Raw genomic sequence first — 13,904 nt, forward strand, 5'->3', positions numbered from 1 at the left:
GTCTCCTTCCTTATGGGCGAGCCCGCCCTTGGATGCCGGCGGCGATGTTTTGCCACGCTCGGGAAAATGGGGAAGATCAGGAGAGGCGACCGGCGCGGGCCTCTTCGTGGTCCGGCACCGGTGTCGGGCTCTTCTTCTTTCCGGCAGCAGGCAAGGTGATCAGCAGCACGGCTGCTCCGAGGAGTGCGATGGCCGCGATCCAGCCCGCGCCGACGTGCATGGCATGGATGAACGCGTCATCGGCAGCCTGCGCAAGAGAGGGCCGGTGGACAGTGGTGGCGACGTGGCGGGCCTGTTCGGCGGAGACTCGCGCCTGATCCTGCACCGCACCTGATGCACCCTCCAGCGAAGGTTCGATCGCACGTCGGTACGTGATCGACATGATCGTGCCGCCTACTGCGATTCCGATCACGCTGCCGGTTTGTCGCACGGTGTTGGTGACGGCCGATCCGGCACCGGCCTGTTCCAACGGCAGGTCGCTGATCAATGCGGCCGTAACGGGGCCGATCACCATGCCGACCGAGAAACCCTGTACCAACAACAGGATCTCGATCCAGACCAGTGGAGTGTGGAGTCCGAGGAACCCGTACCCACCCATGGTCAGCGCAGCCACGGTCAGCGCCGGCACGGTCACAAGGCGCAGCGGCAGATGGCGAACCAGGCGCGAGGCAAGGGGCGCCCCCGCGAGCGCGCCGACTGCGGTCGGGATATTGGCCAAGCCCGCCCTCATCGGCGAAAATCCGAGCGCGCCCTGCAGGTAGAACGCGTTATAGAAGGTGATGGCGGCCACACCGAAGAGCAGCAGTCCGAGCGCCACATTGCCGCCACCGAATGTGCGTTGCGCGAACAGTCGCGGATCAAAGCTGGGCGCCTTGAGGCGCAGTTCGACGAGTACGAAAACGGCCAGCAGAACCAGACCGACAACGATCGGCACCCAAACGTCGGTACGACTCCACGCTGCCACCTGCCCCGCGCGGATCAGCCCGTAGGCCAACGCCACGAGCCCACTGATCGACAGCAACATTCCAGCGGGGTCCAGTGGTCGCCGAGTGGGGCTGCGGAAATTCGGAACCAGCACGGCGAGCCCGATCAACGCCAATGCCGCGACCGGAACATTGATCAGAAAGACCGAGCCCCACCAGAAATGATCGAGCAGGAACCCCGCCAGCACCGGGCCGGCGGCCATGCCGACACCGGCCGACGTCGAGAAAATGCCGATTGCGGCAGCCCGCGCGGGGCCGGTGAAGGTCCACATAAGGATGGCCATCATGGCGGGCGTGATCAGCGCGCTGCCCACACCCATCGCAGCTCGAGCTGCAATCAGCTGGCCCGCGTCGCTTGCGTACGCCGCCCACAGCGAAGACCCGGCGAAGATCACCAACCCACTGGAGAACACAGTCCGGTGACCGAACCGATCGCCCAATGCTCCTGCGGTGAACATCAATGTGGCGAAGGCCAGAGTGTACGCACCGGTCGCCCATTGCAGCTGACCGGGATCGGCCCCCAGTCCACGGACCGGGTCCGCGAGGGTCTCCAGCGTGGTACTCAGGACGGTATTTTCTATCCAAATCAGCAGTGAACACAGCATAAGAATGGCAAGAATCAACTGCTGCCCGGACTTCGGCAGCCTTGGAGGCACGGTCATGAACACCTTCGGATATCGATGAACGGGACCTTGACCGAGTGGAATATAAGCAAGCACCACAACGCTGTCAAGCTTGGAGTTTCTCGCCAAAACTATTGCGACCGAACGAACTATATGCCTCTGCCAGATTTGCGAACTGAGCATTTTTGTGCCTCTGGCGGATTTGCGAGTCGAAGGAATTCACTCCCGGAGGGTTGCGGCGAGAAAGCACTACGGCACGACCGCCCGCATGATGAGGTCCGCCGCTCGCTCCGCCGTCGTCTCACCATGGTTGTCGATGACGAGGTCGGGGGTGCGGGGGAACTCCGCGCGGGTGTCGACCCCGACGACACCGCGCAGAGCCCCGGCGTCCGTCCCTTCGGGGCCGTAGAACGCGGCGCGGCCCTCGCGTGTGCGCAGCTCCTCGATCGGTGCCCGCAGCCAGACCTCGACATAGCCGGAGGTATGGCGGCGGTCCAGCAGTCCCAGTGAGCAGCAGGCGGTGAGCAGCATGTGCGTGAGACACTCAGCCAGGCCCAGCGCCGTGGTCGCCTCGGCCGCGCTCAGCGCGCCGCGGTCGGCGAGGAGGTCGAACAGACGGAGTCGGACGGCCGTTGCCAGGACCTTGGTTCTGCGAAAGCCGTCAAGGAGGTCCAGCAGGGCCGCGGGGGTGTTGCCTGAACTGTCGTTCTGAGGGTTCCCGGTTTGCCTCACTCGCCCTCCACGGTTCCGTGGTCTGTCTGGTGTTGCAGGTCGGCGCCACCCGGCCGGACCGCCGATGCGGGGTCGTGTCCCAAGTAGCGGTGGACCGCGTGAACGTCGTCGAATGCTCGGCGCAGGCGCCCGAGTACGCCCCGCGGGCGGCCGGGCTTGTCCAGGGCTGTCATGTGTCGTCGTTTGTCCTCGTTCCTCGAATCCGACGGTTCGGACATCAATGGCCGCTGAGCGAATCGAGCCAGCGCCGGAGGTGCGCGGCGGTCTCTGCCGCCTGTTCCTCGATGATCGAGAAGTGATCTGCCTCGATGTACTCGGCCAATGCACGGTGTTGCCAGTCGGGGACGGGGTCGACGTCCCCGAAGCTGCTCAGCGTCACGGTGGCCCGCAGATTCAGCGTCGGCGCGGCGATCGGCTCGGCCTCGCGCTCGGGGTATATCCGCACATAGCCGCCCATGGAGACCAGGCCGTGGTCGTCGACGGGGGTCAGCGCGTTGTCCCGGGACAGGATCTGCCCCAGCGCGTCGGTGAGCACGAGGCGGTTGAGTTCGTGCTCTTCCGGGGAGTAGGTGTCGATCATCGCGACGCCCGCGAGCTCGCCGCCGTCGTCCTCGATCCGCCGGGCGACCGCATGGGCGAGCGCACCACCGGCCGAATAGCCGATGAGCGCCACCGGGCCTCGCTCGAGTTCCGACGCGACGGCCGCGGCGAGGCTCTCGATCGCCGCCGCCCAGGTCGCCGGCAGGTCGTCGCCTGTGCGCATGCCGGGCAGCCGCACCGCACTGACCTGCCGCTCGCCGCCCAGTTCGCGGGCCAGGCGCGCGAACTGGTGCGGGCCCGATCCCGCCAGGAACGAGGGGATGCAGACCAGTGCCGGTGCCGCGGCGCCGCGCGCCAGGAGCTGCACATCCGGGCGCCGTGCGGCGGCCTCGCCGACGGAGTACGCGATCATCAGAGCCGAGCTCGCGATCAGCAGGGGCATCGCCCCTTCCAGCTCACCGCGGCGATGCGCCGCCGACACCAGGTCGGTGATCGTGCCGCGCACGCCGGCCGGTGCCTGCTCGACCACGCCGGTGTCGGATTCCTCGATCAGCGATCGCACCAGTTTCGCCACATCGGCGGCGGTCGGGTAGTCGAAGATCAGCGTCGACGGCAGCGTCAGCCCCGTCAGCTGTGCGAGCCGGTTCCGGAATTCGACGGCACCGAGGGAGTCGAAACCGAGCTCGGTGAACGGTGCCTCCGGGTCGATCGCGTCGCCGGACAGGTGGCCGAGGACCGCCGAGGCGACGTTGCGCACCTCTCCCAGGATCACACCGTCGCGGTCGGCGTCGGGCAGTGCGGCCAGCTGTCGCGCCAGGCCGACACCGGCACTCGCGGCGGCCGGGGGAACCCCGATCATGCCGCGCAGTACGGCGGGCAGTGTGCCGCCACGCGCCAGGTCTGTGAGCGCCGCCGTGTCCAGCAGGGCCGTCATCGGTGTCGCCCGATCCGTCGCGAGCGCGTTGTCGAACAGCGCCATCCCGGACTCCGGGTCGATCGGGATCAGGCCCAGCCTGGCCCGGATCTGGCGGGCGTACTGCTCGGCGCCGTCCCCGCCGAGTATCCCTGCCATGCCTACGGTCCATAGTCCCCAGGCCAGTGAGTGCGCGGGCAGGCCCGCGCTGCGCCGCACGCGTGCCAGCGCGTCCAGGACGCTGTTCGCGGCGGCGTAGTTGCCCTGTCCTTGTCCGCCGAGCAACGGCGCCGCGGACGAGAACAGCACGAACGCCGCCAGATCCAGGTCGCGGGTCAGCTCGTGCAGGTGCAGTGCCGCATCGGCTTTCGGTGCCAGCACCCGTGTCGTCTGCGCGGCGGTGAGGGTGTCGAGCGTGCCGTCGTCCAGGACGCCCGCCGCATGGATGACGGCGGTCAGCGGGGCGTCGGTGTCGATGTCGGCCAGCAGGGCCTGGACCGCGGTGCGTTCGGTGACGTCGCACGCCACGACCCGGACGTGGGCGCCGAGGTCGGTCAGCTCGCTGACCAGTTCGGCGGCGCCGTCCGCGGCGACACCGCGCCGCGATGCCAGCAGCAGCCGTTGTGCGCCGTGCGCTGCGACCAGATGCCGAGCGACGATCGCGCCGATGCCGCCGGTGCCGCCGGTGATGAGCACCGTGCCGTGGTCGAACGACGGTGGCACGCCCGGTTCGGTGGCGGGCAGCTGCTGCAATCGCGGTGCCAGGAGCCGACCCTCGCGAACGACCAGGTGCGGTTCGTCCTGGGCCAGGGCGTCGGCGAGCGATTTGATCGGCAGGGCCTCGCCGTCGTGGTCGATGAGCAGGAACCGGCCCGGGTGCTCGGACTGTGCGCTACGCACCAGGCCCGCCACGGCGGCTCCGACCGGATCGGGTTCCTCGCCGGGCAGCCCGGCGGCCGTGCGCGTCGCGATCGCGAGCCGGCCGGGGTGTCCGGCGGCCATCCAGCCCTGCAACAGTGCGAGGGTCGTCAGCACGCCGGCGTGTATGTCCGCCGCGCCGGCACCGGTTCCGCGGGGCGCCGACCAGACCACCGTGTCGGGGACATCCTGCAGCACAGCGAGTTCCGCGAGATCGGCACAGCATGTCGGGGGCTCAGGGGCCTCGACGGTCGCCGGGTCGCCGAGCACGACGATGCGCCCGGTGTCCGCCTTGGAGACGGCAGGCACGGTGACCCACTCGAGGTCGAACAACGGTGCCGCGCCGCGCAGAAGGGCCAGCGCCCGCCGCTCGATCGGGCGGGACCGCACCGACTCCATGCTCAGCACGAGGGCACCGGTCGCGTCGACGGCCTCCACGCAGAAGGTGTCCGGTGCGACGCGGGCGATGCGGGCGCGCAGGGCACCCACGCCGGACTGTGCCAGCTGGACACCGTCGAAGGCGAAAGGCAGCGGCACCCGGCCGTCGGCCCCGCCCTCGGCGAGATGGCCGACAGCCGCGTGGAACACCGCGTCCAGCAGTGCCGGATGCAGTCCGAAGGCGGTGGCGCGCGCTGCGGTGTCGGTGTTGAGCGCCAGGTCGGCGAACACTTCCTCCCCACGCGACCACGCGGCGCGAACACCCTGGAACACCGGGCCGTACGCGAAGCCGAGGTCGCCGAGCGCGCGGTACACCTGCTGCCCGTCGACCGGATCGCCCGCAACCGGAGGCCACACCTGGGACCAGCCCGGCGCCGCGGTTGGCGCGGCGGCCGTGAGCAGGCCACGGGCATGCAGCACCCAGGCGTCGGCGGCGCGGGCGTGGATGGCCACGGTCCGGTGCCCCTCGGCGTCGGGTTCGCCCACGGCGAGCTGAATATCCGCGGCACCATCGGCCGTGAGGATCAGCGGCTCCGCGAGCACCAGTTCCGCCAGGCGCGGCACGCCGAGCCGGGCGCCGGCGGCCAGAGCCAGTTCCACGAATCCGGTACCTGGCATCAAGACCGCGCCGAGGACGGCGTGGTCGGCAAGCCATGGGTGCGTGCGCAGCGAGAGCCTGCCGGTGAACAGCCACTCGTCCTTGCCGGCGAGCTGCACCTGGGCGTGCAGCAGCGGATGGTCGGCGGAGTCGGCACCGGCGAGCGGCGCGGCGGCCTCCGCGGGCAGCAGCCAGAATCGTTCGTGCTGGAAGGGATAGGTAGGCAACGTGATCCGTGCCTGCGGTCGAGCTCCGAAGTAGGCCGCCCACCGCACCGGCAGGCCCGCGCAGTGCGCGGTTGCCAGCGCGGCGACCAGCTGCTCGGGTTCGGCGACTGTGCGACGGGATGCCGCGACCACCGATGCGCGCGCTGCGAGGTCTGTCGCCAGAGTGGAGCGGGTCATGGTCGTCAGCACCGCGTCCGGGCCCAGCTCGACGAACAGGCGCACACCCGAATCGAGCAGTGACTGCACCGCCGGGGCGAAGCGCACTGCCTCGCGCACCTGCCGTACCCAATACTCGGGCGTACCCACCGAATCGTCGGCGAATGCGCCGGAAACCGTGGAGCACAAGGGTATGCGTGGCTCGTGATACGTCAGGCCCGCGGCGATCTCCGCGAACTCGGTCAGCATCGGATCCATCAAGGCGGAGTGGAACGCGTGGCTCACCCGCAGCCTGCTGGTCTTGACGCCCTCGGCCACCAGCCTCGACTCGAGCGCCGATACCGCCTCGGTGTTTCCGGAGAAGACCACCGCATCGGGAGCGTTCACCGCGGCCAGCGAGGCCGCGGTGGCTGCCGAATCGGCGTTGACCGCCGCCAGCAGCTCCACGGCCCGCCCCTCCGGCACCGCGGCGGCCAGCATGCTCCCACCTGTCGGCAGCGCCCCCATCAATCGGCCCCGGGCCGCAACGAGTGCGCACGCATCCGACAACGACCACACACCGGCCACATACGCCGCGGCCAGCTCGCCGATCGAATGCCCGGCCACCACATCCGGCGTCACGCCCAACGACTCGACGAGGCGATACATCGCCACCTCGAACGCGAACAACGCGGGCTGGGTGTACTCGGTGCGGTCCAGCAGAGTCTCGGCAGTCGCGCCGAACATCACATCCCGCAGCGAATGCCCCAGGTGTGCGTCGAATTCCGCGCACACCTCGTCGAGCGCGGCCGCGAAAACCGGGAACGCCCGGTACAGCCCAGCGCCCATCCCGATCCGCTGCGCGCCCTGGCCGGTGAACAGGAACGCTGTCGTACCTGTCTGGCCGACGCCGTTGGCGATGCCCGGTCCCGACTCGTCGGCTGCCAGGCGCGCCAAGGCCGCCAGCAGCGTCTCCCGGTCCGAGCCCACGACGGCGGCGCGCTGCTCGAGCCGCGCGCGGTGCAGCGCCAGCGTCACCGCGACGTCGGTCAGGTCGAGCTCCGGACGTTCGCTCAGCGTGCCGTACAGACGGCGCGCCTGGGTCCGCAGCGCGGCAGGCGTCCGCGCGGACAGCAGCAGCGTCACGGCCGCCGGGCGCGGTGGATCGACCGGCCGCGGCTGGACCGCGGGCGCCTCTTCGAGGATCACGTGCGCGTTGGTCCCGCTGATCCCGAACGACGACACTCCCGCCCGGCGCGGACGCTCCCCGACCGGCCACGACTCGGCCTCGGTCAGGATCCGTACCGCGCCCGCCAACCACTCCACGTGCGGCGACGGCTCGTCGACATGCAGGGTGGGCGGCAGCGTCTCGTGCCGCAGCGCCTGCACCATCTTGATCACACCGCCGACACCGGCAGCCGCCTGCGCGTGCCCGATGTTCGACTTCAACGACCCGATCCGCAGCGGCTCGGCGCGATCCTGTCCGTAGGCGTTGATCAGCGCCTGTGCCTCGATCGGGTCACCCAGCGTGGTGCCGGTGCCGTGCGCCTCCACCGCGTCCACCTCGGCCGCGGCCACCCCTGCGTTGACCAGTGCCTGCGCGATCACCCGCTCCTGGGACGGACCGTTCGGTGCGGTCAAGCCGTTGCTCGCACCGTCCTGGTTGATGGCGCTACCGCGGATCACGGCCAGCACCGGGCGCCCGTTGCGCTGTGCGTCGGACAACCGCTCGAGGGCGAGCACGCCGACGCCCTCGGCCCACGAGACACCGTCCGCGGCACTCGAGAACGCCTTGCAGCGCCCATCCGGTGACAGCGCCCGCTGCCGGGAGAACTCCTGGAACAGCATCGGAGTCGACATGACCGTCACCCCGCTGGCCAGGACCAGCGACGTCTCCCCGGCGCGCAGTGCCTGCACCGCCAGATGCAGGGCCACCAGCGACGACGAACATGCCGTGTCCACCGTCACCGCGGGTCCTTCCAGACCGAGGGCGTAGGACACCCGGCCGGAGACGACGCTGCCGCCCGATCCGGTCGCCAGATAGCCTTCCGCGGCACCGTCGGCGGCCTCGCGCGCCGTGTAGCCGTAGTCCTGGTACATGACGCCCGCGTACACCCCGGTGTCGCTGCCCCGCAGTGAGGTCGGATCGATACCGGCGTCTTCGAGCGCTTCCCAGGACGCCTCGAGCAGCAGCCGCTGCTGCGGGTCCATCGCTGCTGCCTCACGGGGGCCGATGCCGAAGAAGGCGGCATCGAAATCACCTGCGGCATGCAGGAATCCGCCTTCCCGGGTGTAGATCTTGCCGGGTTTGCCGGGGTCGGTGTCGTACAGGTGATCGACGTCCCAGCCGCGGTCGCCCGGGATCTGGGTGATCGCGTCGACGCGCCCGGCGATCAGTTCCCAGAGCTGGTCAGGATTCTCGACGCCGCCGGGATACCGGCAGCTCATGCCGACGATCGCGATCGGCTCGTCGGCCCTGGCCTTGGCCCTGGTCGAGGCGGGGCGCGGGCGCGTCGGCGCCGAGCCGTCGACCCGGGTACGCAGGAAGCCCGCGACAGCGGCGGTGGTCGGATAGTCGAACACCAGGGTGGACGGAAGCTGAACACCGGTGGCGGCGGTCACCTTGTTGCGGAACTCGACTCCGCCGAGCGAGTCGAAGCCCAGTTCCGTGAACGGTGTTTCGGGGTCGATGGCGTCGGCCGACTCGTGGCCGAGGACCGCGGCGGCGATCGCGCGGACCTCATCGCGGATCAGCGCTTCCCACTGATCGGCGGGGGTGTCGAGCAACCGCTGGCGCAACGGGCTGTCGGCGATCTGGCCGCGCGACGGTACATGGATCAGGCCGCGCAGCACCGCGGGCAGCGTGCCGAGCCGGCCCAGCGCGGTGAGGGCGGGTGTGTCGAGCAGCGCGGTCATCAGCATCGGTTCGCCGGTGGTCAACGCATCGTCGAACATCTGCATGCCGGTGTCCGGTTCGATCGGGGACAGACCGAGACGCGTGCGGATCTGACGCACCAGATGTTCGGCACCCGGGTCGTTCAATGCCTCGGCCATGCCGCGCTTCCACAGCCCCCAGGCCAGCGACTGCGCGGGCAGACCGGCGCTGCGGCGCGCCTGGGCGAGCGCGTCCATCGCCGCGTTCGCGGCCGCGTAGTTGCCCTGGCCCTGCCCGCCGAGCAGCGGCCCGGCGGAGGAGAACAGCACGAACGCCGACAGGTCCATGTCGCGGGTGAGCTCGTGCAGATGCCAGGCGGCATCGACCTTCGGGGCGAGCACCCGGTCAACCTGCTCGGCGGTCAGGGTTTCGATGGTGCCGTCGGCGACCACGCCCGCGGTATGCACGACAGCGGTCACCGGTTCGTGCGCCGGTACGGATTCCAGCAGCGCCGCGACTTCGGCGCGATCGCTGACATCGCATGCGGCGACGCGTACGTCGGCGCCCAGCGCGGTCAGTTCGGTGACCAGCTCCGCGACGCCCGGCGCGGCGGAGCCGCGGCGCGAGGCGAGCAGCAGCCTGCGCACCCCGTGCCGGGTGATCAGGTGGCGTGCGGTGACGGCGCCCAGTCCGCCCGCCCCGCCGGTGATCAGGACCGTGCCCCCACCGAAGAGCTCGCCGGTCGATTCGACGGTGGTCGCACGGATCAGCCGCGGTGCCATCGTGGCGCCGTCGCGGATCGCGAGCTGTGGTTCGTCCGTGGCGACTGCTGCGGCGATCCGCTGGTGCAGGTCCGCGGGGTCGTTGTTGTCGAGGTCGACGTTCACGATGCGACCCGGATGTTCCGATTGCGCGCTGCGTACCAGGCCGCGGACGGCCGCTGCCGCTGGGTCTGGCGTCTCACCGGGCAGACCTGCTCCCTTGCGGGTCAGCACGATCAGCGTCGAGTCGGCGCAGCCCGGTTCGGTGAGCCAGTCGCGCAGCACCGCGAGGGCGTTGTGCACGGCGGTGCGGATGGTCGCGGGGACGTCGTCGCCGTCCGCCGGCGCCGTTTCGGGCGACCAGACGACAGCCGCGCCTGCGTGGCCCCCGCCTGCCGCGAACGCCGCGACATCCTCGAACGTCTCGGCGCAGCCTGCGACGGGTCGACCCAGTGCGACCAGCTGCCGGTCCGACACCGCAGGCGCCGTCACCGGCGTCCAGTCGATCGCGTAGAGCGAGCTGCGGGTACCGGCGAGAGCGCCGGCGTCCGCGGGGCGGGCGAGCACAGCGTCGATCGACAGCACCGCGGCGCCGGTGGCGTCGCAGGCGTCGATGCGCACCTTCTCGGGCCCCGTACGGATGATGCGGGCGCGGACCGCGGTGGCGCCGCGCCGGAACACACGGACGCCGCCGAAGGAGAACGGAAGCGGCAGCCTGCCGTCGGGCAGGTCGTCGGCGAGCACATCGATGGCAGCGTGGAAGGTCGCGTCCAGCACCGCCGGATGCACCCCGAAGCCCGCCGCCCGGCCTGCTGTCGTCTCGTCCAGGGTCACCTCGGCGAACACGTCGTCACCACTGGTCCAGGCGGCGCGCACGCCTTGGAAGCTCGGGCCGTAGCCGAATCCCAGGTCGGCGAGCCGGTCGTACAGACGCGTGCCGTCGATCGGGGTGCCGTCGGCCGGCGGCCAGTCGGGGTCGGTCCAGGCCGGCGTCACGCCGTCGGCGGGGGCGAGGGTGCCGGTGGCGTGCAGCGTCCAGTCCGGCTCGCCCGGATTGGACGGTGCGGTGCCGTTGACGGCACGCGAGTGGATCGACAGGCGTCGACGGCCGGTGTGGTCGGGCTCGGTCACCGAGACCTGCACGTCCACGGCAGCGGCACCGTCGAACAGCAGCGGCGTCGCCAGGACGAGTTCGTCCACGACGGGCAGTTCCAGGCGGCTGCCCGCGGCCAACGCGAGATCCACGAACCCGGTGCCGGGCAGAAGCATCGCTCCGAAGGCCGTGTGGTCGACGATCCACGGCTGGTCGGTGGTGGAAAGCCTGCCGCTGAAGAGCCATTCGTCGCGACCGGCAAGCGGCGCGGCGACGCGCAGCATCGGATGATCGAGCGCGGACAGGCCGGCGCGGCCCATGTCACCGATCGCATCGTCGTCGGGCTGCACCCAGTAGCGGCGATGCTGGAAAGCGTAGACAGGCAGGTCGAGGTGGGTGACCGGCCTTCCTGGTGACAGCGGCGCCCAGTCCACGGCAACGCCCGAGCAGTGGGCGGCGGCGAGCAGCCGCAGGAACTGGCCGACCTCATCGACGCCGCGCCGTGCCGCCGCCGCGACCAGCGAGCGGGACGCCACGTCGTCGATCAGTGTCTGGCGGGTCAGCGCCGCCAGCACCGCGTCCGGACCCACCTCGACGAACCGGCGCACACCGGCATCGACGAGTGACTGCACCGCCGGGGCGAACCGCACGGCCTCGCGCACCTGCCGCACCCAGTACTGCGGCGTCAGCAGCTCGGGACCGGCCGGCGCACCGGACACCGTGGAGCACACGCCAATGCGTGGCTCCCGATAGGCCACCGATCCGGCGACCTGCTCGTACTCGGCAAGCATCGGCTCCATCAGCGCCGAGTGGAAGGCATGACCGACCGTCAGCCGGGTCGTCTTCACACCCTCGTCCGCCAGCCGCTCCTCCAGTGCGGCGATCGCCGCCGTCTCGCCCGAGAACACCATCGCGGCAGGCGCGTTCACGGCCGCCAACGAGACCGTCCCGGCCGCGAGCAGTTCCAGCGCCCGCTCCTCCGACACCGCGGCGGCGAGCATCGCTCCATCGCTCGGCAACGCGCCCATCAGCCGACCACGGGCGGCAACGAGCCGGCACGCGTCGGCCAGCGACCACACCTCGGCCACATGGGCCGCGGCCAGCTCACCGATCGAATGCCCGACCACCACATCCGGGGTCACTCCGAACGACTCGACCAGGCGGTACATCGCCACCTCGAACGCGAACAGCGCGGGCTGCGTGAATTCCGTCCGGTCGAGCAGGTCCGTGGCCTCGGTCTCGCCGAACATGACCTCGCGCAGCGATCCCCCCAGCAGGGCATCGAATTCCGCGCACACCTCGTCGAGGGCAGCGGCGAACACGGGGAACGCGGCAGCCAACTCCGCGCCCATACCGACACGTTGCGCGCCCTGGCCGGTGAACAGGAAGGCCGTCCCGCCGGTGGTCGCGGCACCCGACACCCCATACGGGGATGCCGAACCCGCGGCCAGGGCCGTGAGGCCGGCGAGCAGACCGGCCCGGTCGGCGCCGAGCACCGCGCCGCGCCGGCCCAGCTGGGCGCGCGCGGTGGTCAGCACGGCGGCGACATCGGCGTCAGCCGCCTCGGGATGGTCGGCGAGCCAGGCCAGCAGCCGGCTCGCCTGTGCCCGCAGCGCGGTCTCCGACTTGGCCGAGAGCAACCACGGTGCCGGCGGCGTCGGTCGCCCCGGCTCCGGCTGCTGGACCACAGCACGCGGCGCCTCTTCGAGGATCACGTGAGCGTTGGTCCCGCTGATCCCGAAGGACGACACACCCGCCCGACGCGGACGATCAAGCTCCGGCCACCGCTGAGCCTGCGTCAGCAGTTTCACCGCGCCCGCCGACCAATCGACCTCGGGGGTCGGCTCGTCCACGTGCAAGGTCGAGGGCATGACCCCCTTGCGCATCGCCATGACCATCTTGATCACGCCCGCGACACCCGCCGCGGCCTGCGTGTGACCGATGTTCGACTTGACAGAACCCAACCACAACGGGTTGTCGTCCCCACGGGCCTGGCCGTAAGCGGACAGCAGCGCCCGCGCCTCGATCGGATCACCCAGCCGTGTACCCGTACCGTGCGCCTCCACGGCATCCACCTCGGCCGCCGACAGCCGCGCGTTGGCCAGCGCGGCCCGTATGACCCGCTCCTGCGCAGGCCCGTTCGGCGCGGTCAGCCGGCTGCTCGCACCGTCCTGGTTCACCGCGGAACCACGAAGCACCGCCAGCACCCGATGCCCGCTGCGCTCCGCATCCGACAGCCGCTCCAGCACCAGCACGCCCACGCCCTCGGCCCAGCCCGTGCCGTCCGCCGACGACGAGAACGCCCTGCACCGCCCGTCCGGCGACAACCCGCGCTGCCGGGAGAACTCCACGAACGTGCCGGGTGTCGCCATCACCGTCACACCACCGGCAAGCGCCATCGAACACTCACCCTGACGCAGTGCCTGAGCGGCAAGATGAAGCGCGACGAGCGAGGAGGAACACGCGGTGTCGACCGTCACCGCCGGCCCCTCCAAGCCGAAGGTGTAGGCCAGACGCCCCGACGCGACGCTGCCCGCGCTTCCGGTCAGCAGGTAGCCCTCGAAGTCCTCGGGCGCCTGGGGGGTCCGGGAGCCGTAGTCGTCGTACATGACGCCCATGTACACCCCGGTGCGAGTGCCCTTCAGCGCGGTCGGGGCGATGCCTGCGTGCTCGAAGGCCTCCCAGCCGGTCTCCAGCAGCAACCGCTGCTGGGGGTCCATCGCCGCCGCCTCGCGAGGGCTGATGCCGAAGAACTCGGCGTCGAACCGGTCCGCCTCGTACAGGAAGCCGCCTTCGCGGGTGTACGAGGTCCCGATGTGGTCGGGGTCCGGGTGGTACAGGTTTTCCAGGTCCCAGCCGCGGCCGTCCGGGAAGGGACCGACCGCGTCACGTTCGGCGCTCAGCAGCTCCCACAGGTCGTCCGGGGAGGCGATACCGCCCGGGAGCCGGCATGCCATGCCCACGATCGCGATCGGCTCGTGTGCGCGCTCCTCCAGCTCCTGCACACGCTGACGGCTCTCCCGCAGATCGACCGTTGCCCGCTTGAGGTAGTCGCGAAGTTTCTGCTC

The 13,904-nt window shown here is 70.6% G+C and carries 2 protein-coding genes and 1 pseudogene; all 3 read right to left on the reverse strand.

What is annotated here, in order from left to right; genetic code table 11:
* Positions 1-76: 76 nt before the first annotated feature.
* Entirely contained in the window at positions 77-1,705 is a 1,629-nt protein-coding gene (locus F7R91_RS12345) for an MFS transporter (protein WP_225320614.1), read from the reverse strand.
* A 150-nt stretch (positions 1,706-1,855) separates the two neighbouring features.
* On the reverse strand, positions 1,856-2,338 hold the full coding sequence (locus F7R91_RS41975; RefSeq protein ID WP_191971461.1) for a methyltransferase family protein: 483 nt from the start codon (positions 2,336-2,338) through the stop codon (positions 1,856-1,858).
* 217 nt (positions 2,339-2,555) lie between these two features.
* A pseudogene (locus F7R91_RS12355) lies at positions 2,556-13,895 on the reverse strand (type I polyketide synthase); the annotation flags it as partial.
* Positions 13,896-13,904: the final 9 nt, after the last annotated feature.

Source organism: Streptomyces luteolifulvus (assembly GCF_008806595.1).
Taxonomy (GTDB): Bacteria; Actinomycetota; Actinomycetes; order Streptomycetales; family Streptomycetaceae; genus Streptomyces; species Streptomyces luteolifulvus.